The organism is Paracoccus sp. R86501 (assembly GCF_042466435.1).
Classification (GTDB): Bacteria; Pseudomonadota; Alphaproteobacteria; order Rhodobacterales; family Rhodobacteraceae; genus Paracoccus.
Genome location: NZ_JAXHPZ010000001.1, coordinates 575,180 through 598,116, shown reverse-complemented (window position 1 = coordinate 598,116; position 22,937 = coordinate 575,180). Strand labels below are relative to the sequence as shown.

The 22,937-nt window shown below is 64.0% G+C and carries 21 protein-coding genes and 2 tRNA genes; 5 read left to right on the top strand and 18 right to left on the bottom strand.

Features of this window, described 5'->3' with window-relative positions:
• The first annotated feature begins 100 nt into the window (after positions 1-100).
• Positions 101-976: a hypothetical protein gene (locus SJY40_RS03030; protein ID WP_378942580.1), complete on the top strand. Its 876-nt coding sequence runs from the start codon at positions 101-103 to the stop codon at positions 974-976.
• Here the strand turns inward: SJY40_RS03030 and SJY40_RS03025 are convergent.
• Positions 973-1,569, bottom strand: coding sequence for an inner membrane-spanning protein YciB (locus tag SJY40_RS03025; protein WP_378942577.1), 597 nt, complete (start codon positions 1,567-1,569; stop codon positions 973-975). The genes SJY40_RS03030 and SJY40_RS03025 overlap by 4 nt on opposite strands.
• Before the next feature lie 99 nt (positions 1,570-1,668).
• Positions 1,669-2,616, bottom strand: coding sequence for a DUF1223 domain-containing protein (locus SJY40_RS03020; protein ID WP_378942575.1), 948 nt, complete (start codon positions 2,614-2,616; stop codon positions 1,669-1,671).
• Positions 2,617-2,810: 194 nt separating this feature from the next.
• Between SJY40_RS03020 and acnA the strand changes: the two genes are divergently transcribed.
• On the top strand, positions 2,811-5,585 hold the full coding sequence (gene acnA / locus SJY40_RS03015; RefSeq protein WP_378942572.1) for an aconitate hydratase AcnA: 2,775 nt from the start codon (positions 2,811-2,813) through the stop codon (positions 5,583-5,585).
• 132 nt (positions 5,586-5,717) lie between these two features.
• Here the strand turns inward: acnA and ggt are convergent, their stop codons facing one another.
• The 11 genes from ggt to SJY40_RS02960 form a co-directional block, all read right to left on the bottom strand.
• Positions 5,718-7,526 (bottom strand): gamma-glutamyltransferase, encoded by a 1,809-nt coding sequence (ggt, locus tag SJY40_RS03010; RefSeq protein WP_378942569.1) that lies wholly within the window; start codon positions 7,524-7,526, stop codon positions 5,718-5,720.
• Positions 7,527-7,584: 58 nt separating this feature from the next.
• The gene (locus SJY40_RS03005; RefSeq protein ID WP_378942567.1) at positions 7,585-8,106 is read right to left on the bottom strand and encodes a DsbE family thiol:disulfide interchange protein; all 522 of its coding nucleotides are present in this window, start codon (positions 8,104-8,106) and stop codon (positions 7,585-7,587) included.
• A gap of 13 nt (positions 8,107-8,119) precedes the next feature.
• Entirely contained in the window at positions 8,120-8,263 is a 144-nt protein-coding gene (gene ccmD / locus SJY40_RS03000; RefSeq protein ID WP_378942564.1) for a heme exporter protein CcmD, read from the bottom strand.
• Positions 8,260-8,985, bottom strand: a complete 726-nt coding sequence (locus tag SJY40_RS02995; RefSeq protein WP_378942562.1) for a heme ABC transporter permease — start codon at positions 8,983-8,985, stop codon at positions 8,260-8,262. Before SJY40_RS02995 ends, ccmD begins: the two co-directional genes overlap by 4 nt.
• A gap of 52 nt (positions 8,986-9,037) precedes the next feature.
• Positions 9,038-9,694 (bottom strand): heme exporter protein CcmB, encoded by a 657-nt coding sequence (ccmB, locus tag SJY40_RS02990; protein WP_378942559.1) that lies wholly within the window; start codon positions 9,692-9,694, stop codon positions 9,038-9,040.
• Positions 9,691-10,320, bottom strand: coding sequence for a heme ABC exporter ATP-binding protein CcmA (ccmA, locus tag SJY40_RS02985; RefSeq protein WP_378942557.1), 630 nt, complete (start codon positions 10,318-10,320; stop codon positions 9,691-9,693). Before ccmA ends, ccmB begins: the two co-directional genes overlap by 4 nt.
• Positions 10,317-10,670 carry an Mth938-like domain-containing protein gene (locus tag SJY40_RS02980; protein WP_378942555.1) on the bottom strand — a complete coding sequence of 118 codons (354 nt, stop codon included), beginning with the start codon at positions 10,668-10,670 and terminating at the stop codon, positions 10,317-10,319. The genes ccmA and SJY40_RS02980 overlap by 4 nt, the downstream gene beginning before the upstream one ends.
• Complete coding sequence (gene secF, locus SJY40_RS02975; RefSeq protein ID WP_378942552.1) at positions 10,670-11,671, bottom strand: protein translocase subunit SecF; 1,002 nt, start codon at positions 11,669-11,671, stop codon at positions 10,670-10,672. The genes SJY40_RS02980 and secF overlap by 1 nt, the downstream gene beginning before the upstream one ends.
• A 1-nt stretch (position 11,672) precedes the next feature.
• Complete coding sequence (gene secD / locus SJY40_RS02970) at positions 11,673-13,337, bottom strand: protein translocase subunit SecD (RefSeq protein ID WP_378942550.1); 1,665 nt, start codon at positions 13,335-13,337, stop codon at positions 11,673-11,675.
• A 15-nt stretch (positions 13,338-13,352) separates the two neighbouring features.
• Positions 13,353-13,685, bottom strand: a complete 333-nt coding sequence (yajC, locus tag SJY40_RS02965; protein WP_378942548.1) for a preprotein translocase subunit YajC — start codon at positions 13,683-13,685, stop codon at positions 13,353-13,355.
• Between the two features lie 146 nt (positions 13,686-13,831).
• On the bottom strand, positions 13,832-14,998 hold the full coding sequence (locus SJY40_RS02960) for a M20 aminoacylase family protein (protein ID WP_378942545.1): 1,167 nt from the start codon (positions 14,996-14,998) through the stop codon (positions 13,832-13,834).
• Positions 14,999-15,062: 64 nt separating this feature from the next.
• On the opposite strand from SJY40_RS02960, the gene mazG reads away from it, so the two are divergent.
• A complete protein-coding gene (gene mazG / locus SJY40_RS02955; protein ID WP_378942543.1) occupies positions 15,063-15,899 on the top strand; it encodes a nucleoside triphosphate pyrophosphohydrolase in 837 nt (278 codons plus the stop codon).
• Here the strand turns inward: mazG and dusA are convergent.
• From dusA to SJY40_RS02930, 5 genes are all read right to left on the bottom strand, one after another.
• Positions 15,896-16,897, bottom strand: a complete 1,002-nt coding sequence (gene dusA, locus SJY40_RS02950; RefSeq protein WP_378942541.1) for a tRNA dihydrouridine(20/20a) synthase DusA — start codon at positions 16,895-16,897, stop codon at positions 15,896-15,898. The two genes, mazG and dusA, sit on opposite strands and share 4 nt — an antisense overlap.
• Before the next feature lie 93 nt (positions 16,898-16,990).
• Positions 16,991-17,065: transfer RNA gene (locus SJY40_RS02945), tRNA-Val, on the bottom strand.
• Between the two features lie 73 nt (positions 17,066-17,138).
• Positions 17,139-17,444 (bottom strand): DNA-binding protein, encoded by a 306-nt coding sequence (locus tag SJY40_RS02940; RefSeq protein WP_378942538.1) that lies wholly within the window; start codon positions 17,442-17,444, stop codon positions 17,139-17,141.
• A 127-nt stretch (positions 17,445-17,571) separates the two neighbouring features.
• Positions 17,572-19,989 carry an endopeptidase La gene (gene lon, locus SJY40_RS02935; protein ID WP_378942536.1) on the bottom strand — a complete coding sequence of 806 codons (2,418 nt, stop codon included), beginning with the start codon at positions 19,987-19,989 and terminating at the stop codon, positions 17,572-17,574.
• Between the two features lie 160 nt (positions 19,990-20,149).
• The gene (locus SJY40_RS02930) at positions 20,150-21,508 is read right to left on the bottom strand and encodes an ATP-binding protein (protein ID WP_378942533.1); all 1,359 of its coding nucleotides are present in this window, start codon (positions 21,506-21,508) and stop codon (positions 20,150-20,152) included.
• A 46-nt stretch (positions 21,509-21,554) separates the two neighbouring features.
• Between SJY40_RS02930 and SJY40_RS02925 the strand changes: the two genes are divergently transcribed.
• On the top strand, positions 21,555-22,406 hold the full coding sequence (locus tag SJY40_RS02925; RefSeq protein ID WP_378942530.1) for an MBL fold metallo-hydrolase: 852 nt from the start codon (positions 21,555-21,557) through the stop codon (positions 22,404-22,406).
• A gap of 59 nt (positions 22,407-22,465) precedes the next feature.
• Positions 22,466-22,540: transfer RNA gene (locus SJY40_RS02920), tRNA-Asn, on the top strand.
• The last annotated feature ends 397 nt before the right edge of the window (positions 22,541-22,937 follow it).

The window sequence follows — 22,937 nt, the reverse complement described above, 5'->3', positions numbered from 1 at the left end:
CGGGGCGTCACGCAGCCTTAACGCCCCGTTCACGGCTTTGTCGCACCCTTCCCCTAGAAGCGCCCGTGACGGGACAGCATCGGAGGTCGGGATGGCGGTGATGCAGCTGAATGCCGAAGACGGAATGACCGCGGGCCTGTTGCAGGCGGCCCGCGCCCTGCCCAAGGGGGCGCCGATCGTGATCATGCTGCACGGCTATCGCTATTCGCCGACCAATCCCGCCCATGATCCGCATCGCCATATCCTATCGCCGGTCCCGCTGCGCCATACGACATCCTGGCCCTGTGCCCTTGGTCTTGACGGTCCTGCCGATCACGGGCTGGCCATCGGGTTCGGCTGGCATGCCCGCGGCCGTTTGCGCGCCGCCTATGATCAAGCGGGCCGGACGGGGCAGGCGCTGGCGGATGTCGTATCGCGGCTGGCGCGGGTGTCGGGGCGGCCCGTGGGGCTGATCGGGCATTCGCTTGGCGGGCGGGTGGCGCTGCAAGCCGTGCAGGCGGCGGATGCGGGCAGCATCGGACGCGTCATCCTGCTGAACGCCGCCGAATTCCGCGACACCGCCGCCACTGCACTGGCCCGCCCCGCCGGTCGCCACGCCGAGATCATCAACGTTACCGCCCGTGAAAACGACCTGTTCGATTTCGCGCTGGAGCAGCTGTTGTCGCGCGGCAAGCGACGTGCGCTTGGCTTCGGGCTGGAAACGCAGCGCCCCAATTGGGTCGACCTGCAGATCGACGCCGAGGCGACGCTGGATGCGCTGGACGGCTTGGGCTTTCCGACCGAACGCGGCGCCCGCCGATTGTCGCATTGGACGCCCTATCTGCGCGGCGGGTTGTTCGATTTCTATCGCGCGGCGCTGTGCCACCCTTGGGCCCTGCCCCTTGGCCTGCTGCGCCACAACCTGCCGACGCGCCCGCATCCACGCTGGTCGCGCCTGCTGGCACCCCCGGCAGCTTTGGGCGCGATGCGGGCCTAGCTGTCCTTTTCGGGCAGCGCATGGGCGCGGTAAAGCCCCGCGTTCCCCAGCAGGAAGACGAAGATCAGGACCGGCAACCCGAAGGTCTTGAAATAGACCCAGGTGGTCTCGGACATGTTGCGCCAGATCAGCTCGTTGGCGACGGCCAGCGCCAGGAAGAACAGCGCCATGCGGAAGGTCAGCTTGCGCCAGCCTGCCTCATCCATGGGCAGAGCCTCGGACATGACCGCGCCCAGCCAGTTGCGGCGCAGGATCAGGCCGGTGCCAAGGATCGCCGCGAACAGCAGATAGATCAGCGTCGGCTTGAACTTGAAGAAGGCCGGGTCGTTCAGCCAGACCGACATGCCGCCGAAGACGATGACCAGCACCAGCGTGGCCACCTGCATCGGTGCCAGCTTGCCCGTGATGCGCCACTGGATCAGCGTTGACAGGATCATCGCAGGAATGAAGGCCAGCGTGGCCACGATGAAACCGCTGTAGGTTTCGCCCCACAGCGTCACCTCGCGGCCCCGATACAGCATGAAGACCCCGAAGAAGAGGATCAGGGGACCAAATTCCAGCACGGGTTTGATCCAGGGTTTGTTGTTCGTCATCGGGCTATCCGCTTGTTACATTGGCCATCGGCTGAGTGACCCGTTCCATCTGGCGATCTTGTCGCCCGACCCGCGCCTCGCCGCAAGGGCATTGGCGGGTCAGTCCAGCGGGATCGCCGTCAGGATTTCGCCCGGCAGGCGGCGCTTGCCCATCATCTGCTGGACCAGCACCACGTGGCGGGTGTCGGGACCGAAGCGTTCGTCGCTGAAATGTTCGGGATGCACGTTCAGCCGCAGGATCGTGGTGCCGTCCCACGTGGTCAGCTGCTGCGTGCCCAGAACGACATTGGTATAGATCATGCTGCGGCCCCGGTTTTCTCCCTCGGTCAGATCGACCCGGCGTTCGGGGGCATAGCGCACCAGCGTGATGTCGATCTGGCCGCCCAGTTCGGACAGGGGCGACAGCTCGATCATTTCGCCCTTGTCGTTGGGCTTGCGCATGACGCTGACGGTGGTGGCGGCAAAGCGGCGGCTGTCGATCAGCCCCATCAGCTGTGTCGGCCCCGGTGCCACGGCGGTTTCGCTGCCCCCCACGATCATCTGCGGGGTATAGACCGATCGTTCGCCCGCGGCCCTTGCATAGGCTTCCTGCCGTTCGGTGAATTCGGGCTTGGCGAAACTGTCGGCCCAACCAAGATAATCCCAGTAATCGACATGATAGGACAGCGGCAGCACATCGGGCTGCTGCGCCAGCCGCGACAGCATCGCATCCGCAGGCGGGCAGGACGAACACCCCTGCGACGTGAACAGCTCGACCACCACCGGCTGCGTCGCGTCCGGCAGATCCGCCGTCGGCACCGCCGTGTCCGAGGCCGAAAAATTGCTGAAGCCGCCGTTTTCAAGCGCCTCGGACAGCGACGGCACCATGCGACCCGGATCGTCGGGCGCAAGAATGATCGGCTGCGCAACGACAGCACCGCCCCCCGACAAAAGGGCAGCCACGACGGCACCCGCCATGACATGACGGTTTGGGGTCCGGCACCAGCCCGACACAGACAACATCTGCAGATCCTCGATCTTCATCTTGGTGACAGTGATAGCGACCATCCCGCGCAAAGGCCAAATCAAGGCTTCGTCAGCAGCCGTCAGCTTTCGATGCCGTGCCCCTTGAGCAACAGCGGGCGGTATGGTATGCGATTGCATACAATGTTGCGACGCCAGTCTTGCGATACGTCCCGTGATGGGGCAAAGCAGTGGCACGCATGCCCGACCCATCCATTCTTCCAGACAGGGAGGCTTTGATGCCGATCACCACCGGAACCGATACCGCCAAGACCCGCCGCACGCTTGCGGTCGGCGACAGCAAGGTCGACTATTACTCGATCGCCGCCGCCACCGAAGCCGGACTTGGAGACTTCTCGAAACTGCCGGCCGCCCTGAAGGTCGTGCTGGAAAACATGCTGCGCTTCGAAGACGGCGGCCACACCGTCTCGGTCGAGGACATCAAGGCCTTTGCCGAATGGGCGACCCTTGGCGGCAAGAACCCCCGTGAAATCGCCTATCGCCCCGCCCGCGTGCTGATGCAGGACTTCACCGGCGTTCCCGCCGTGGTCGATCTGGCCGCCATGCGCGACGGCATCAAGGCCCTGGGCGGCGACGCACAAAAGATCAACCCGCTGAACCCCGTCGATCTGGTCATCGACCACAGCGTCATGATCGACGAATTCGGCACCCCCCGCGCCTTCCAGCGCAACGTCGAGCTGGAATACGAGCGCAACATGGAGCGTTATACGTTCCTGAAATGGGGCCAGAAAGCCTTCAACAACTTCCGCGTGGTTCCCCCCGGAACCGGCATCTGCCACCAGGTGAACCTGGAATATCTGGCCCAGACCGTCTGGACCGACAACGACCAGAACGGCAACGAAGTTGCCTATCCCGACACGCTGGTCGGCACCGACAGCCACACCACCATGGTCAACGGCCTTGCCGTTCTAGGCTGGGGTGTCGGCGGGATCGAAGCCGAAGCCGCCATGCTGGGCCAGCCGATCTCGATGCTGATCCCCGAGGTCGTGGGCTTTGAAGTCACCGGCGCATTGGCCGAAGGCGTGACCGCCACCGACCTGGTGCTGAAAGTTGTGCAAATGCTGCGCGCCCATGGCGTTGTCGGCAAATTCGTCGAATTCTATGGTGACGGCCTGGACAATATGCCGCTGGCCGACCGTGCGACCATCGCCAACATGGCCCCCGAATACGGCGCCACCTGCGGCTTCTTCCCGATCGACGACGAGACCCTGCGTTATCTGCGCCAGACCGGCCGCGAAGAGGACCGGATCGCGCTGGTCGAGGCCTATGCCAAGGAAAACGGCTTCTGGCGCACCGCCGATTACGCGCCGGTCTATTCCTCGACCCTGTCGCTGGACCAGTTGACCGTCGTTCCGGCGATCTCGGGCCCCAAGCGTCCGCAGGATCACGTCGCGCTGACCGAATCCAAGACCGCATTCAGCGATTACATCAAAGGCCTGCGCAAAGCTCCTTCGGTTCCGGCCGAAGAAAAGGGCGATTGGGCCGAAGAGGGCGGCCAGCCTTCGGATGGCGACATCCCCGGCGACAGCCATGGCCACCTGAAGACCGGCAGCGTCGAGGGTGAGGATTACACCCTGCGCGACGGCTCGATCGTCATCGCCTCGATCACGTCCTGCACCAACACCTCGAACCCCTATGTGATGATGGCCGCCGGTCTGGTCGCCCGCAAGGCGCGCGAGTTGGGCCTGACCCGCAAGCCTTGGGTCAAGACCTCGCTTGCGCCCGGTTCGCAGGTGGTTTCGGAATATCTGGAATCGGCTGGTCTGCAGGAAGATCTGGACGCCATTGGCTTCGATCTGGTCGGCTATGGCTGCACCACCTGCATCGGCAACTCGGGTCCGCTGCAGCCCGAGATTTCGAAGTCGGTGAATGACAACGATCTGGTCGCCGTCTCGGTCCTGTCGGGCAACCGCAACTTCGAAGGCCGTATCAGCCCCGATGTCCGCGCCAACTATCTGGCATCGCCCCCGTTGGTCGTCGCTTACGCGCTGGCAGGCGACATGAACATCGACCTGACGACCGAGCCTCTGGGCAAGGGCAAGGACGGTCAGGACGTGTTCCTGAAAGACGTCTGGCCGACCTCGAAGGAAGTGTCCGATCTGGTCGACAGCGTCGTCACGCGCGAGATGTTCCAGGCCAAATACGCAGACGTCTTCAAGGGCGACGAGCGCTGGCAGGGCGTCGAGATCACCGACAGCGAAACCTATGACTGGCCGGCAAGCTCGACCTACATCCAGAACCCGCCGTACTTCCAAGGCATGTCCAAGGAACCCGGCACGATCAGCGACGTGAAAGGTGCCCGCATCCTGGCGCTGCTGGGCGACATGATCACCACCGACCACATCAGCCCGGCCGGTTCGTTCAAGCCCACGACCCCCGCAGGCAAGTACCTGACCGAGCGTCAGGTCGCTCCCAAGGACTTCAACAGCTACGGCTCGCGTCGCGGCAACCACGAGATCATGATGCGCGGCACCTTTGCCAACATCCGCATCAAGAACGAGATGCTGGACGGCGTCGAGGGCGGCTTCTCGAAGGATGCCAACGGTCAGGAAGCGGCGATCTATGACGCCGCCATGTCCTATGTCGAACAGGGCACGCCCCTGGTCGTCATCGGCGGCATCGAATACGGTGCAGGTTCGTCACGTGACTGGGCGGCCAAGGGCACCAACCTGCTGGGCGTCAAGGCGGTCATCGCCGAGAGCTTCGAACGCATCCACCGTTCGAACCTGGTCGGCATGGGCGTCATTCCGTTCGAGTTCACCGAAGGCGCATCGCGCAAATCGCTGAACCTGACCGGCGATGAGACCATCACCATCGATGGCCTGTCCGGCGAATTCAAGCCGCTGTCGATGGTGCCCTGCACCATCAAATACAAAGACGGCACCGAGAAGACGATCCAGCTGAAAGCACGCGTCGATACCGAAGTCGAGATCGATTACCTGAAGAACGGTGGCGTGCTGCACTACGTGCTGCGCAACCTGGCTGCCTCGTAATCGACCGGCTCTGACGAACGGAAAAGCCCCCGGCCATTGGTCGGGGGCTTTTTGTTGTGCGGTGGTCTTTCGGGTATCTGGACAACAGAGAAGCAATGGACCTCTCAGTTGCATCAGATACCCATGGGGGGCCTAACCGCCGATGGCGACGCCTTCGCGACGTGGGTCAACGCCGCCCTGAAGACCTTCGGGCGACAGAACGACGCCTTGCAGGCCGGATGTCAGATCACGTTCGGATAGTTCGAACCCCATGGCGGTCAGCCCTTCTGTCAAGGCAGCCGGCAGGCCCGCCTCTATGTCCATGGTCCCGAAACGGTTCAGGATATTTGGCGTGGCGACAGCCTGCTGGATGTCCATGCCCCAGTCCAGATGGGCGATGATGGCCTTGGCGACATAGCCGATGATGCGGCTGCCGCCCGGCGATCCGATCACCATGACCGGGGCGTCATCCTTCAGCACGATCGTCGGGGCCATCGACGACCGTGGTCGCTTGCCCGGCGCGATGGCATTGGCGATGGGATAGCCGGCATCGTCATGGGTCTCGAAGCTGAAATCGGTCAATTCGTTGTTCAGCAGGAAACCGCCCGCCATCAGGCGCGATCCGAAGCCGTTCTCGATGGTGGTGGTCATCGACAGCGCGTTGCCATCGGCATCGACGATCGAGATATGCGTGGTCGAAGGCAACTCCAGCGCGCTGTCCTGACCCCACAGCATCGCGTGCGACCAGCCGGGGCTGCCGGGCGTCACCTCGGGCAGGCTGTCGTCGCCTGCCAGCAGTTCGGCGCGTTTGGCCAGATAGGCAGGGTCGATCAGCCCCTCGGTCGGCATGGGAACGAAATCGCTGTCGGCCATGTAGCGCCCGCGATCTGCAAAGGCCAGGCGCGAGGCATCGCCGATCAGGCGCCAGGTGTCGGCATCCTCGGGGCCAGCCGAGAGGTCGTGATTGTCCAGCATGCCGAGGATCTGGCCGAGTGTCAGCCCGCCCGACGACGGCGGCCCCATCCCGCAGACATCATGGTCGCGGTATTCGGCACAGACGGCGGGACGCTCGATCACGCGGTAGCGCGCCAGATCGGTGGCCGACAGGTAGCCAGGATTGTCGACAGCACCGCGCACGGCTGCGGTGATCTGTTCGGCCACGGCGCCTTCGTAAAAGGCATCGGCGCCATCGCGGGCCATGGCGCGCAGCGTTTCGGCATAGGCCGGGTTCTGCAACGTGCTGCCCTGTGCCACAGGCTGGCCATCGGGGAAGAAATAGGCAGCGGTGTCGGGATAGCGCGACAGGGCATCGCCTTCCTCGGCGACCAGACCTGCCAGTCGGGGTGAGACCGTGAAGCCGTCATCGGCCAGTCCGATCGCATCATCGAACAGATCGGCCCAGTTGGACTTGCCCCATTTGCGGTGCGCCGTTTCCAGCAGCCGCGGCGTGCCCGGCGTCCCGACCGAACGACCGCCGACGACCGCTTCCATGAACTCCAGCGGTTCGCCGTCTTCGTTCTGGAACAGGGTCGGCGTGACCTCCATCGGGGCGGTTTCGCGGCCGTCCAGCGTCGTGACCTTGCCGGTTTCCGCGTCGTACCAGACCAGGAACGCACCGCCGCCCAGACCCGAGCTTTGCGGTTCGACCAGGCCCAAGACGGTCTGCACCGCGACCATGGCATCCGCGGCGCTGCCGCCTGCCTCGAGGATGCGGGCACCGGCCTGCACGGCCAGCGGGTGGGCGGCGGTGACCATCCAGTTTTCGGCGGTGACCGGACGACCCTCGGCCTTGGCGGTCAACCCGTCGCGCGCTGGCTGGTCCAGATCACCAAAGCCATCGGTGGTGATTTCGGGCGCCGAGGCCCCTTCGGGGGAAATCGCATCGGTTGCCTGCTGGGCGCCCGCCAGTGATGCACTGCCCAGCAGCAGTGCAAGGGCCAGACCTGTTCGCGTCATCGCCATTCTCCCTTGGTGTCGGCTTGATCGGGGCAGTCTGATCAAGTTGACGCAAGGGCGCAACCTAGTCTTGTGCGGCCAGCGCCTTTTCAAGCTGGGGCAGAAAACGGTTGGTGTAATCCTCGCGGATCAGGGGGCCGGCATGGCGGTAGAGGACGTTGCCCTGGCCATCGATGATGAAGGTCTCGGGCGGCGCGGTGACGCCCCAATCGATGGCAGTGCGCCCGCGCGGATCGGTGGCGATGGCCGCGAAGGGATCGCCGTCGTCGTTCAGAAAGGACAGGGCCGCGCCTTCGGGGTCCTTCAGATCGACACCATAGACAGGCAGGCGGGCCGAAAGTTCGGTCAGCGTCGGGTGCTCGGCGCGGCAGGGCGGGCACCAGCTGGCCCAGAAGTTCACCAGCTTGACGCCCGGTTCGCGCAGCATCGCATCGGTCAGCTGGTCTTTGCCCGGCAGCGTGGTCTGCGGAATGGCCGGTGCCTGCCGCCCGACCATGGTCGAGGGCAGATTGCCGGGGTCTTCACGGCTCATGCCCCACAGAAACGTCGCGGCCAAGGCCACGAAGATCGCCGGGGGCAGCATCATCAGCGGCGAGATTTTAGGCATCGGTCTTATGTCTTTCCAAGTTGCGACGGGCACGGGCGTTGGCGGCGATGCTGAGCCAGATCAGGCCGATCAGCAGCAGCAGCGACACGCCATATGCGGCCAGAACCGTTCCGGCATAACGTCCAAGATCGATCATGCGCGGGCCTCTTGCGCTTGCAATGCGGCCAGACGCCGCTTGCGGATTTCGGTACGGGTGCGGATCACGACAAGCGCCAGAAACAGCAGCGCAAAGCCGATCATCGACAGGTACAGCGGGTGGCGATAGGTCGCGGACATGCGTTCACCCGACTGGACCGACAGCGACGCGCCCTGATGCAGCCCCTGGTTCCAGAACAGCACGGCATAGCGTGAAAGCAACGCAAAGACCGACCCCACAAGGCAGACGACACCGGTCAGATCGGCGGCGCTGTCGGGATCCTCGATCGCGGACCAGAGCGCGATATAGCCGACATAGAACAGGAACAGGATCAGGAAGGATGTCAGCCGCGGGTCCCATTCCCACCACGTCCCCCACATCGGCTGCCCCCAGATCGCGCCGGTGATCAACGCGATCAGCGTCATCACCGCACCGATGGGGGCGGCGGCCTTGGCAGCCAGCGCACTGACGTGATGGCGGCGGATGATCCAGATCAGCGAGGCGACCAGCATCATCACCCAGATGTTGATCGCCATCAGCGCTGCGGGCACATGCAGAAAGACGATCTTGACAGTCGATCCCTGGCGGTAGTCGTCGGGCGTCAGAAAGCCCCAGACAAGGCCACCCGTCACGCAGATCGCGGCGCTGACGACCAGCCAGGGCAGAGCCCTGTCGGTGGTGCGCATGAACTTGGCCGGATTTGCATATTCCCAGAGCGACATGGTTCTTCCTTATCTGTCCTGTGGCGGGCTTCTCAAGCCCTTGGGGACGGGTTCACCGCAGATTGACCCGCAGGGCGGCGGCGGCGGCAAAGGGCATCAGGGCCAGCACCAGCAGCGTCACACCGCCCAGAAACACCAACGGCGTAGTCGCGGCCTGACCTTCGGTCCCACGACGGGTGATCTCGGCCCCGAAGATCAGGGTGGGGATGTACAGCGGCAGTACCAGCAGCGACAGCAGCAGCCCGCCGCGCCGCAGGCCGACCGTGACCGCCGCGCCGAAGGCCCCCAGCATCGACAGCGCCGGCGTGCCGATCAGCAGCGACAGGATCAGCATCGGCATGGCGCGGATGGGCAGTTGTAGCAGGATGCCGAAAACCGGGGCCGCCAGGATCAGTGGCAGGCCTGTCGTGATCCAATGGGCCAGCGCCTTGACGGCGACAGTGCCCTCCAGCGGCATGGGGGCGGTGGCCAGCAGATCGAGGCTGCCGTCTTCGTGGTCCAGTGCAAAGATGCGGTCCAGCGACAGCAGGCAGGACAACAGCGCGCCCACCCACAGGATGCCCGGCGCCACGGTGGCCAGCGCCCCGCGGTCCGGCCCGATGCCGAAGGGAACCAATGCCGACAGGATCAGGAAAAAGGCCACGCCTAGCCCGAAGCCGCCACCCGCGCGGGTCGCCAGACGCAGGTCGCGCAGCAGCAGGGCGATCATGCGAAGGCCTCGTTAAAGCCATGCGGGCGGGCGGTGGGACCGGGTCGGGCGCGAAAGGGCGTCAGGTCCAGCATCTGCGCCTGCGGCAGGCCAAGGTCGATATGGGTGGCCATCAGCGCCGCGCCGCCCTGCCCCAGATGCGCACCGATCACATCGGCAAAGCGCGCCACCGAGGCCGTATCCAGTGAAACGGTGGGTTCATCCAGCACCCAAATCGGACGGCCGCTGACGATCAGACGCGAAAGGCCAAGGCGACGCTTTTGCCCCGCCGACAGCGCGCCCGCCGGACGATCCGCCAGCGCGGCCAGTTCCATCGCGCTCAGCGCGGCATCGATGCCGCCACCGCCGAAAACCTGTGCCCAGAAGGTCAGGTTTTCCCGCGCGGTCAGGGATGATTTCAACCCGTCGGAATGGGCGGCATAGGCGACCGCGTCATCAGCCATGTCGATGGTTCCGGCCACGGGGGCCTGAAGCCCTGCGATGGTCCGCAACAGCGTGGTTTTCCCGATGCCGTTCGGACCGCGCAGGATCAGCGCCTGTCCGGGGTGCAGGTCAAAGCTGACGCCCTCGACGGCCCGCAATCCACCGCGGGCGACGGACAGATCGTGGACCGTCAGCAAGCTCACAGGGGCAGAAGCGCGCAGGCGACGCGGCGACCCTCGGAGAGGGTCACGTTATAGGTCCGCGCGGCGGTGGACGAATTCATCGCCTCGACCCGGATGTCGGCGGCTTCCATTGCCGCGACGATGTCGCGGGGGGCATAGGCGATCTGGTCGCCCATGCCCAGAAACAGGACGTCGATCCGCCCCGCCAAATCCGACAGCGTCTGCAGGTCGGACAACCCGCCCCAAGGGGTCACACCGTCGCTTTGAACGATGATGGCCCCCTGATGCACCTTGCCCGCGACCCGGAAGAACCCCGGGCCATAGCTGTCCACGGCATGTGCGCCGTCGAAATCGGTGGGGTTCAGGATCATCAGCCCTCCTCGGCGCCTTCGAAGGGCGACACGGGTTTGCGCGGTTTGGCGTTGGGATCATTGGGGTCGGGTTTGCCCCAGTCACGCCGCACGCCCAGCCACAGAACAAAGTTCTTCGCGACATAGATCGACGAATACGTGCCGACGAAGATACCGAAGGTGATCGCGAAGACAAAGCCCCGGATCACGTCGCCACCCAGAACCAGCAGCGCGATCAGCGCGACCAGTGTGGTGCCCGACGTCATGATGGTCCGCGACAGGGTCTCGTTCACGGACAGGTTCATCAGGTCGCGCAGGGGCGTCTGCTTGAACTTCATCAGGTTTTCGCGAAGGCGGTCGAAGACGACGACCGTGTCGTTGATCGAATAGCCCACGATGGTCAGCAGCGCCGCGATGGTAGTCAGGTCGAAGCGGATCTGGAAGGCCGCGAACAGCCCCATGGTCAGCAGCACGTCGTGGAACAGCGACACGATCGCCCCCACCGCGAACTGCCATTCGAACCGCAGCCAGATATAGACCGAGATCGCCGCTAGCGCCGCCAGCACCGAATAGATCGCCGTCTTGATCAATTCGCCCGAGACCTTGGGCCCGACGGATTCGACCGACGGGAAGGTCACCGAAGGATCGACGCCCTGCAGCGCGCCTTCGACGGCGGTGATCAGTTCGGGGGTGACCGCCTCGACGCCGTCCTGGGCGCTGATGCGGACCATGGCGACGTGCTGATCCTCGCGGAAGCTGGGGTCGTAGACTTGGGTGATGGCGACATCGCCCAGATCAAGCGGCTGCAGGGCATCGCGATAGGCGGCGATATCCACGGCCTGTTCGGATTCCGTGCGGATCGTCGTGCCGCCGCGGAAGTCGATGCCGAAGTTCAGGCCGTTCACCAGCAGCACCACCACCGACAGCACCATCAGCAGGGCGGACAACCCGAAGGTGGCCTTCTGCAGGCGGAAGAAGTCGATCTTGGTGTTGTCGGGGACAAGTTTCAAACGAAAGGCCATATCACACCTCGATCTGCTTGGGGCGCGCACGCTCGAACCACATGACGGTAATCAGGCGGGTCACGAAGAGTGCAGTGAAGACCGAGGTGACGATGCCGATGGTCAGCGTCACGGCAAAGCCCTTGACCGGACCCGATCCCAGCACGAAGAGGATGGCCGCCACGATCAGCGTCGTGATGTTGGCGTCCACGATCGCCGACATGGCCTTTTCATAACCGGTCTCGATGGCGCGGGCGGGACCGCGGGCGGTCTTCAGCTCTTCGCGGATGCGTTCGAAGACCAGCACGTTGGCGTCGACCGCCATGCCGATGGTCAGGACGATCCCCGCGATGCCCGGCAGGGTCAGGGTCGCGCCGATGATCGACAGGACCGCGAACAGCAGCAGCATGTTGCATCCAAGGGCCACGGTCGCAAAGACGCCGAAGCGGCCATAGGACAGCACCATCAGCGCGATGACGGCGGCAAAGCCCACGCCTGCGGCGATCTTGCCTGCGTCGATGCTGTCCTGCCCCAGTTCGGGACCGACGGTCCGTTCCTCGAGGAAGGTCATTTCGGCGGGCAAGGCACCCGCGCGCAGCAGGACCGACAGGCGGTTCGCCTCGTCAAAGCCCATCGAGCCGGAGATCTGGCCGGACCCCGTCGTGATCGCCGAGCGGATGACCGGGGCCGAGATGACTTCATTGTCCAGAACGATCGCGAAAGGCTGGCCGATATTGGCCGAGGTGAAGGCCCCGAAGGCGCGCGCGCCCGACGGGTTGAAGCGGAAGTTGACCGAGGGCAGACCGTTTTCATCGCTGGCGGTCATCGCATCGACCAGATCCTCGCCGGTGACGACGGGGGTGTCTTCCAGAATATAGAACACACCCTCCTGATCGACCGAGGGCGCGACGAATTGGCCGATACCCGGATTGCTTTCGCCGTCGCCGGTGGTGCCGACGACCGGGTTGAAGGTCAGCTGCGCGGTGGTGCCGATCAACTCTTTCAGCTCTGCGGCCGAGCCGATGCCCGGGACCTGGATCAGGATACGATCCTCGCCCTGGCGCATGATGGTGGGTTCGCGGGTGCCGACCTCATCGACGCGGCGACGCACGATCTCCAGCGACTGCTGGATGGTGCGGTCGTCGGTGACGGCCTTTTCGGCATCCGACAGCTGGATGGTCAGCTTGGGGCCTTGGGTGGCGATGGCCAGCGATTGCTGACCCGCGCCGGTTAGGGTCGTGACCGGATCGGAGAAGCCGCGCGCGATTTCCACGGCGCGGGCCATCTGATCGGGGTTCCCGATCTCGACGGCCAGCTGGCCGTCAGGGGACTGGACGCGGCGGATGGCACCGATGGTTTCCCGTTCGGCGGCCATCGCGCGGCGCAGTTCCGGCCACATGGCATCCATGCGGCTTTTGTAAACCTGCTCGACCTGCACTTCGCCCAGAAGGTGGGCGCCTCCGCGCAGGTCGAGGCCCAGATTGACCAGATTACTGGGCAGCCAGGACGGCCACGCATCGCGGGCCGCGATCAGTTCGGGCGTCTCGACGCCGGTGGCCTCGATCTGGGCCACGGCGTCGTTATGCGCCTCGACCCGCTTGTAGAAGGCATTGGGCAACGCGAATAGCAGCCCGAGAAGGCAGATCCCGATGATCAGGACGCGCTTCCAGCGGTCAATCTGCAGCATTTTGGCTTACGCCTTTCAGTTGTTGGCGGCGACAGGTTCGGTCTTGCTGACGACCTGCGCGATGGTGCTGCGCACGACGCGGATTTTCACGCCCTGGGCGATCTCGACGTCCAGTTCGTCGTCGCGGACCGTGGCGACCCGGGCCAGAATGCCGCCCTGCGTGATGATCGTGTCGCCCTTCTTGACGTTCGCAACCAGTTCACGGTGCTGCTTGGCACGCTTCTGCTGGGGGCGGATCATCAGGAAATACATGATCAGGAAGATCAGGATCAGCGGGATGAACTGTGCAAAGGCTGCACCACCACCTGCGCCACCGGCGGCCTGGGCATAAGCTGGGGTCACGAACATTCATGGTCCTTTCAACTGAATTCGGCTGCGGAGTTGCCCGCAAACCTTGGCTTGATTGGCGCGCAACCTAGCGGCGCGACCAGCGCTTGGCAAGAAAGCGCCGCCCCCGCAGGGGCGTGCGGGGCAAACGGCTGCGTGAACGCGACCTAGCGGGCGACGGGTTGGGCCCGTTCGACCAGCCGTGCAAGGAAACTGGCCCCGACGGGCGCGATCTCGTCGTTGAAGTCATAGCCCGGATTATGCAGGCCCGGTCCGTCGCCCTGACCCAGGAACAGATAGCAGCCGGGCCGCGCCTGCAGCATATAGCTGAAATCCTCGGCGCCCATCTCGCGGCCCTTGTCACCCGCGACATTGGCATCGCCAGCGATGTCGCGGGCGGTCTCGACGGCGAATGCGGTCCGGGCGGCATCGTTCACCGTCGCCGGATAGCCCTGCTGGTAATCCAGCGCGACCTTGACGTCATAGCTTGCCCCCTGCCCCTCGCAGATCTGCGCCATACGCTCGCGGACCATTTGCCGCACATGGGGCGCGAAAGTGCGGACCGTGCCGCAGATATAGGCGGTATCGGGGACGATATTGTCCGCGCTGCCGGTGTGAATTTGCGTGACCGAGATCGCCAGATCATCGGCAGTGTTGTGATTGCGGCTGCTGATCGTCTGGATCGCGCTGACGATGCCGACGGCCGCGACGATGGGATCGGTCGTCAGATGCGGCATGGCCCCGTGCCCGCCGCGCCCCTGCACGTGGATCTCGAAGGTGTTGACGGCGGCCATGATCGGACCGGGCGTGGTCCAGAAGCTGCCCAGGGGCTGGCCGGGATTGTTATGCATGGCATAGACACTGGAAATGTCGAAGCGCTGCATGATGCCTTCCTGAACCATGACCTCGGCGCCGCCGCCGCCCTCTTCGGCGGGCTGGAAGATCAGGGCGACGCGGCCTGCGAAATTGCGGGTCTCGGCCAGGTATTTCGCAGCCCCCAGCAGCATGGTCGTGTGGCCGTCATGCCCGCAGGCGTGCATCCGTCCCGGCACCGTCGAGGCCCATTCCGCGCCCGTCACCTCATCCATCGGCAGGGCGTCCATATCGGCGCGCAACCCGATGGTCGGGCCGTCACCCTGACCGTTGATGATCGCCACGATGCCGGTCCGTCCGATGCCATGATGGATTTCATCGACGCCGAATTCGGCCAGCCGTTCGGCCACGAAGGCGGCGGTCTGGTGACAATCGAACCCCAGTTCGGGGAGCTGGTGCAGATGGCGGCGCCATGCGGTCATCTGGTCGGAGTAATCGGCGATGCGGTTCAGGACGGGCATGTGGACTTGGGCCTTTGGCTGTGGCAGTCGATGGGGCATCTTCCGTGTCCCAAGGGGAATTGCAATGGCCGACCAGATCCCGACCCAAGCCGAAGCCTCGCGCGATCCCGCGGCGGAAATCCAGCGCCTGCTGGACATCATGGCCGCCCTGCGCGATCCTAAGACCGGCTGCCCCTGGGACATCGAACAGGATTTCGCCTCGATCGCCCCCTATACCATTGAAGAGGCGCATGAGGTCGAGGACGCGATCCAGCGTCAGGCATGGGACGAACTGCCCGGCGAACTGGGTGATCTGCTGCTGCAGGTGGTCTTCCACGCGCAGATGGCGTCCGAGGCCAGAATGTTCGATTTCGCCGATTGCGCCGCCGCCATCAGCGACAAGCTGATCTTCCGCCACCCGCATGTCTTCGGCGACGAAAGCCGCGACAAATCCGCCGAACAGCAGGTCAAGGATTGGGAAGCGATCAAGGCCGTCGAACGCGCAGGCAAGGCCGAACGCGGCACGCTGGACGGCGTTGCACTTGGGCTGCCTGCGTTGACGCGGGCGGTCAAGCTGCAGAACCGCGCGGCACGGGTCGGTTTCGACTGGCCGGGTGTCGAGGGCGTTCTGGACAAGATTACCGAGGAAACCGCCGAACTGGTCGAAGCCCGAGACACCTTGGGTCAGGACGCGCTGGAGGAGGAGTTCGGCGATCTGATGTTCGTGATGGCCAATCTGGCCCGCCATCTGAAGATCGACCCCGAACTGGCGTTGCGGCGCGCCAACACCAAGTTCACCCGCCGTTTCGCCAGCATCGAGGCCGATCTTGCCGCCGACGGTCGCCGCCCCGAAGACAGCGACCTGTCCGAGATGGATCAGTTGTGGAACAAGGCCAAGGCCGCTGAAAAGGCCGCGCGCTAGGCCGGTTCGGCCACCTGCTGGACGGCGGCGTCATAGACCTCGATGCCGCCCTTGGATGCACCTTCCGACAGGGTCCGCTTCCACGCCCGCGCACCGGGCATGCCGTGGAACAGACCCAGCATGTGCCGGGTGAACTGATGCAGCCTGCCGCCTTGGGCGATGTGATCGACGATGATCGGGCGCATCATCGCGGCGACATCCAGCGGTGAGGCGAAGGGTGGCTGCTGGTCCCACAACGCATCGGCCTGCCCAAGGATCTTCCAGGGTTCGTGATAGGCGGCGCGTCCGACCATCACCCCATCCATGACCGTCAGCTGATCGCGCACCGTCTCCAGATCGGCAATGCCGCCGTTGATCGACAGATGCAGCTCGGGAAACTGCGCCTTCATTGCCCGAACCAGCGGATAGTCCAGCGGCGGGATCTGCCGGTTTTCGCGCGGGCTGAGGCCCTGCAGCCAGGCCTTGCGGGCATGGATCGTGATGCGGCGAATGCCGGCCTGCTGCATCTTGTCCAGAAAATCGGGCAAAATCTCGGCGGGGACCTGTTCGTCAACGCCGATGCGGCATTTCACGGTGACCTCGACGGCGGTTTCGGCCTGCATCGCCTGCACGCATTCGGCCACCAGATCGGGCGATTTCATCAGCACGGCCCCGAAGGCCCCCGATTGCACGCGATCACTCGGACAGCCGACGTTCAGATTGACCTCGTCATAGCCCCAGTCCTCGGCGATGCGGGTCGCCTGCCGCAGTTCCTGCGGGTCCGATCCGCCCAGCTGCAAAGCCACGGGATGTTCGCAAGCGTCGTAATCCAGCAGGCGGGCACGTTCGCCGTGAATGACCGCGGGGGCCGTGACCATCTCGGTATAAAGCAGCGCGTTGCGGGACATCATGCGGTGGAAACGCCGGCAATTGCGGTCGGTCCAATCCATCATCGGGGCGACCGACAGGCGGGCAGCGCGGCGCACGTCGGAATGGCCGGAGGTATTCGGGGTTTCCATCGGGACCTCTTGATCTGCTGGTGCCGGTCTTGCGTGGCAAGCGATGCGGATATGGCGACGCTGGCGCCGCATTCAGATCCGCAGGAAGGGAAATGGTGGGTGATAAGGGATTTGAACCCCTGACATCTTCGATGTGAACGAAGCGCTCTACCGCTGAGCTAATCACCCGTCGCGCTGGCTTCTAGCGCCAGTCTTGGCAGCTTGCAAGAGGTCTTGGCGCATTTCTGCGAGCAGCCTCCGGTCAGCTGGGTTTGGCAGGTCGGCGGCGCAGGCGCAGGGTGATGACGTCGCCCCCGCGCGGGTCCTTTTCACAGCTGATCCTTGCCCGCCCCAAAGGCGGCACGGCCAACGTATGGCCATCGGACAACACGCGTCCCAGTTCGGCCAGCGTCGCTTCGATCACGGGTCGTGCATCTGCCTTTCGGGCACCGCTGGCGGCAATCACGCGGTCGATGAAGTCGCGCTTCTGCACGACGGCGGCAACATGCGGATCCTGCAGGATGATTTCAGGACGCTCGCTTGGCTGTTCAACAGAGGTCTCTGGCATCTCTGGCCCCCCAACCGGAAAATTGAACTTCAGCCTAACGTGCTGTGACGTTGCGTCAACAGTTTCGAGACATGAAAAAACCGGGGACGCAGAACGCCCCCGGCTGATTTTCGGTTCTCAGGCCCGATCAATGGGCGACTGCGCTGCCCTTGTTGCCATCCGCGCGGCGCGCATCAAGGCGGGCTGCTTCGGCGGCTTCTTCGGCAGCCTCATCCCATTCGACGGGGACAGGCTGGCGCACCAAGGCGTGGCGCAGGACTTCGCGAACATTGCTGACCGGAATGATGGTCAGTCCCTCTTTGACGTTGTCCGGGATCTCGATCAGATCCTTTTCATTGTCCTGCGGGATCATCACCGTGGTGATGCCACCGCGAAGGGCCGCCAGCAGCTTTTCCTTCAGCCCACCGATGGCCAACACATTGCCGCGCAGAGTGACTTCGCCGGTCATGGCGACGTCCTTGCGAACCGGAATGCCGGTCATCACCGACACGACCGAAGTCACCATGGCAATACCGGCCGAGGGACCATCCTTGGGCGTCGCGCCTTCTGGAACATGGACGTGAATGTCACGCTTGTCGAATTCCGGCGGCTTGACGCCGATTTCCGGCGAGACCGAGCGCACGAAGCTGGAGGCCGCGTCGATCAATTCCTTCATCACGTCGCCCAGCTTGCCGGTGGTCTTCATCCGGCCCTTGCCGGGCAGGCGAAGCGCCTCGATCTGCAGCAGATCACCCCCGACCGAGGTCCAGGCAAGGCCGGTGACGACGCCGACCTGATCCTCTTTTTCGGCCAGACCATAGCGGTGGCGACGGACGCCCAGATATTCCTCGACCTTTTCAGGCGTGACTTCGATCGATTTGACCTTGGTCTTCATGATCTCGGTCACGGCCTTGCGGGCCAACTTGGCGATTTCGCGTTCCAGCGAACGGACACCGGCTTCGCGAGTGTAATACCGGATCATGTGGGTCAGCGCATCGTCGGTGACGCTGAACTCACCCTTGTGCAGGCCATTGGCCGTGATCTGCTTGGACAGCAGGTGACCCTTGGCGATCTCGCGCTTTTCATCCTCGGTATAGCCCGACAGGCTGATGATCTCCATCCGGTCCAGCAGCGGGCCCGGCATGTTATAGCTGTTAGCCGTGGTCACGAACATGACGTTCGACAGATCGTATTCAACCTCAAGATAGTGATCCACGAAGGTCGAGTTCTGTTCGGGGTCCAGCACCTCGAGCATCGCCGAGGCAGGATCGCCGCGGAAGTCCTGACCCATCTTGTCGATCTCATCCAGCAGGATCAGCGGGTTCGTCGTCTTGGCCTTTTTCAGGGCTTGTATGATCTTGCCCGGCATCGATCCGATATAGGTCCGGCGGTGACCGCGGATCTCGGATTCGTCACGCACGCCACCGAGGCTGATGCGGATGAATTCACGCCCCGTCGCCTTGGCGATTGACCGACCAAGCGAGGTCTTGCCCACGCCCGGAGGACCGACCAGCGTCAGGATCGGGCCCTTCAGCTTCTGGCTGCGGGCCTGCACGGCCAGATATTCGACGATGCGTTCCTTGACCTTTTCCAGACCGAAGTGATCGGCGTCCAGAATGCCCTCGGCACGGCCCAGATCCTTGCGGGTGCGCGATTTGACGCCCCATGGCAGCGCCAGAAGCCAGTCGAGATAGTTGCGACTGACGGTCGCTTCCGCCGACATCGGCGACATCGATTTCAGCTTCTTCAGCTCGGAATTGGCCTTTTCGCGGGCTTCCTTGCTGAATTTGGTCTTGGCGATCTTTTCTTCCAGTTCGGCCAATTCGTTCTGGCCGTCCTCACCGTCGCCAAGCTCCTTCTGAATGGCCTTCATCTGCTCATTCAGATAATACTCGCGCTGCGTCTTCTCCATCTGGGTCTTGACGCGCGACTTGATCTTCTTTTCGACCTGCAGAACCGACATCTCGCCCTGCATGTGGCCATAGACCTTCTCCAGCCGCTCGGAAACGTCCAGCGTGTCCAGCAGGTCCTGCTTGCGGTCCAGTTCGATCCCCATGTGACCCGCGACCAGATCGGCCAGCTTGCCGGGCTCTTCGGCCTCGGACACGGCGGTCACGACCTCTTCGGGGATGTTCTTGCGCACCTTGACGTAACGCTCGAATTCCTCGGCGACAGTGCGCACCAGCGCAGTCACGGTGTCGGCGTCGCCGTCAACCTCGGTCAGCTGATCGGCAGCTGCCTGGAAGTGATCGTCATTGGGAACGAATTCGGTGATCTGCACACGCTCGCGTCCCTCGACCAGGACCTTGACGGTGCCGTCGGGCAGTTTCAGCAGCTGCAGCACGTTGGCCAGCACGCCAGTGCGATAGATACCCTCTTCGGTCGGCTCATCGACCGAGGCGTCGATCTGGGCGGCCAGCAGGATCGGGCTGTCCGATTCCATCACGGCTTCCAGCGCGCGCACCGATTTTTCACGACCGACGAACAGCGGCACGATCATATGCGGGAATACGACGATATCCCGCAAGGGCAGCACCGGGTAGGTAGTTTTGGCGAATTCCGTCATGTCTTGTCCTTTCTGCCCGAAGCCGTGGCCCCGTCATGGCGACGCACGGCCCCTGCATCGGGTCAATCTAGGGCCAGCACCCCCGTCGTTCAATATGACCCGAAGAATACAACCTATTTTCAAGTATGGGTGCAGCAGGCAACCATAGCCCGCGCAGGGCTCAGCGCGGGATCACGATCTCGGCACGCAGCCCGCCCAGCCTGTCGCCACGCCCAAGGCGCAACTGTCCGCCATGCGCGCGGACCACGTCATTGACGATGGCCAGTCCCAGCCCCGCCCCCTGCGCGCTGTTGCGTTTGCGCGCCGGATCAAGCCGCGTAAAAGGCCGCATCGCAGCCTCGAGACTGTCTTCGGGAATGCCGGGGCCGTCATCCTCGATGCCGATGCGCAGGCTGCGGGGTCCAAGCGCCGCGTCCAGTTCGGCCCGCGATCCATATCGCACCGCATTGCCGATCAGGTTTTCCAACGCGCGGCGCAGCATGTCGGGGCGGAAGGTGGCCAGACCCTGCGGATCGCCGCCGAACCCTGTCATTCGCACCGCCTGCCCCGCGCGCTGCGCATCCGCGACGATGGTTTCCAGAAAGGCACCCGCGGCCAGCGTTTCGGCGGGGCGGTCCTGCGCTTCATCGCGGGCATAGTCCAGAAAACCGTTGACCATGCGGTTCATCTCGGTGATGTCGGCCTCCATCGCGGTGACATCCTCGGCGTCGGGCGGCATCTCGGGCGAGATCATCGACAGCCCAAGCCGCAACCGGGTCAGGGGCGTGCGCAGATCGTGGCTGATCCCCGACATCATCAGCTTGCGCTGTTCGTTCTGCCGTTCCAGCCGGTTGCGCATGTCCAGAAAGGCGGTGCCCGCGCTGCGCACTTCGACCGCGCCCGACGGGCGATAGGGCACCATGCGGCCCTTGCCGTATTCCTCGGCGGCGAAGGCCAGGCGGCGGATGGGGCGCAGCTGGTTGCGCAGAAAGACCGTGGCGATCCCGCTCATAAGCAGCGAGGTGAAGACCATCAGGACCAGAAGCTGATGCGGGTTCGACGCACTGACCCTGCGCCGTTCGAAACTGAGGCCATAGGGTCCGAACGGCCCCATCAGCGCCACATCCACCCGCTTTTCGTTCGATGCCAGGTCGATAGAGACCACCCGCGGCACCGTTTCGCGCAGGACCTCGGTCACGATGCGCCCGGAAAAATCATACCACGCCCGTCGGTCCTCCGGCGCCGGATCGACCGGCAGCCGGAAATCAAGGCTCAGGGGCCGGGCAATGGCCTCGGCCTGGGCGCGGGCATCGGTCACGTCGCCGGCCAGTTCGATCCGGCGGGCGACGAAATCCAGTTCATGCGCCATGCTGGAGGTCATCTGCCGCGTCACACCGTCGAAATGGCGTTGCAGGAACATGACGCCCACCACCAGCGTCACCGCCACCACCGGCAGAAACAGGATCAGCGCCGCCCGCGCATAAAGCCCGCGCGGCAACAGCGTTCTGGCGATGGGCCCCTGCTGGGTATGGTTTGACATGGACACCCTTTCCTTCCCCTGCAAAGCTATCGCCATGCACGCCCCCATGAAAGAGCCGCTGCGCATCATTGCGCCCAATCCCTCTCCCCTGACGGGGCCCGGCACAACGACATTCCTGATCGGAGAGGATCATGTCGCCGTGATCGACCCCGGTCCCGATGACGATGCGCATCTGCAGGCGATCGTGGCGCAGGGTCGCGGGCGCATCAGCCATATCTTCGTGACCCATGCCCATCTGGACCACAGCCAGGGCGCGGCCCGTCTGTCGCGGATGACCGGTGCGCCGGTTCTGGCCTTCGGAACCGCGACCCACGGCCGGTCCGTCATCAACACCCGCCTGGCCGCATCGGGGCTGATCCATGGCGGCGAGGGGCTGGATATGGATTTCACCCCCGACATCTGCCTGCAGGACGACCAACAGATCACCACCCCGGATTGGAGCCTGCGCGCCCTGCATACGCCCGGCCACGCCGCGGGGCACCTGTGTCTTGCATGGGGCGACACGATCTTTTGCGGAGACCTTGTGATGGGTTGGTCATCGACCCTGATCTCGCCCCCGGACGGTGATCTGATCGACTACTTCCGGTCGCTGGACCGCCTGAAGCACCTATCCCCCACCCGCCTGTTGCCGACCCACGGCGTGCCGATCAACGCCCCCCTTGCCCGCATCGACGAACTGGCCCGCCACCGCCGCGACCGTACAGCCCAGATCATCACCGCCCTGCGTCAGGCACCCGATACGGCGACGGGACTGGCGCGCCGGCTCTATGATGTGCCCGAACCGCTTTACCCGGCGGCGCAGCGCAACATCCTGTCCCACCTGATCGCACTGTCTCAACTGGGTGCCGTTGATTTCCAAGGAAATTTGACCGCCGACAGCTTTTTTTCGATTTCATAACAAAAAATCGGAAAAGGCTCTGGACGCCCCCGGAACACGTTGCTATATCCGCCTCGTGTTCCGGCGTAGCTCAGCGGTAGAGCAGTTGACTGTTAATCAATTGGTCGTAGGTTCGATCCCTACCGCCGGAGCCAAAACTTCCCATGCTACGTAAATCTGCTGCGTGATTTTTCCCTTCGGGGATCATTGCGTCCGCGATCTGCCCACTGGCAGACATTGCCATGTGATACGGATTTTCCCGCATCACTGCGCTGATCGCGATTATTATGTTTGCCCTGCCAGAAGTTGCGCTGGCCGTGCTCTGCATCGGCGCGGATTTCGATACCCCCCCCCCCCCCTGCCCGGTATGCGGCAGGTTCAGAGCGAATATGTAGATGTGCCTTCTGCCCGCTATCTGGGAATGTGGCAGCAGGGGCGGTTGGCGGGTTTTGCCTATCGGTAGTTTCCCGATCTGACCGCAAATCTGGCACACAGCCGCGACATCCCAAAGTGGCAGATCGACACGTTCTGCGACGCGGATACGGGCGGAAA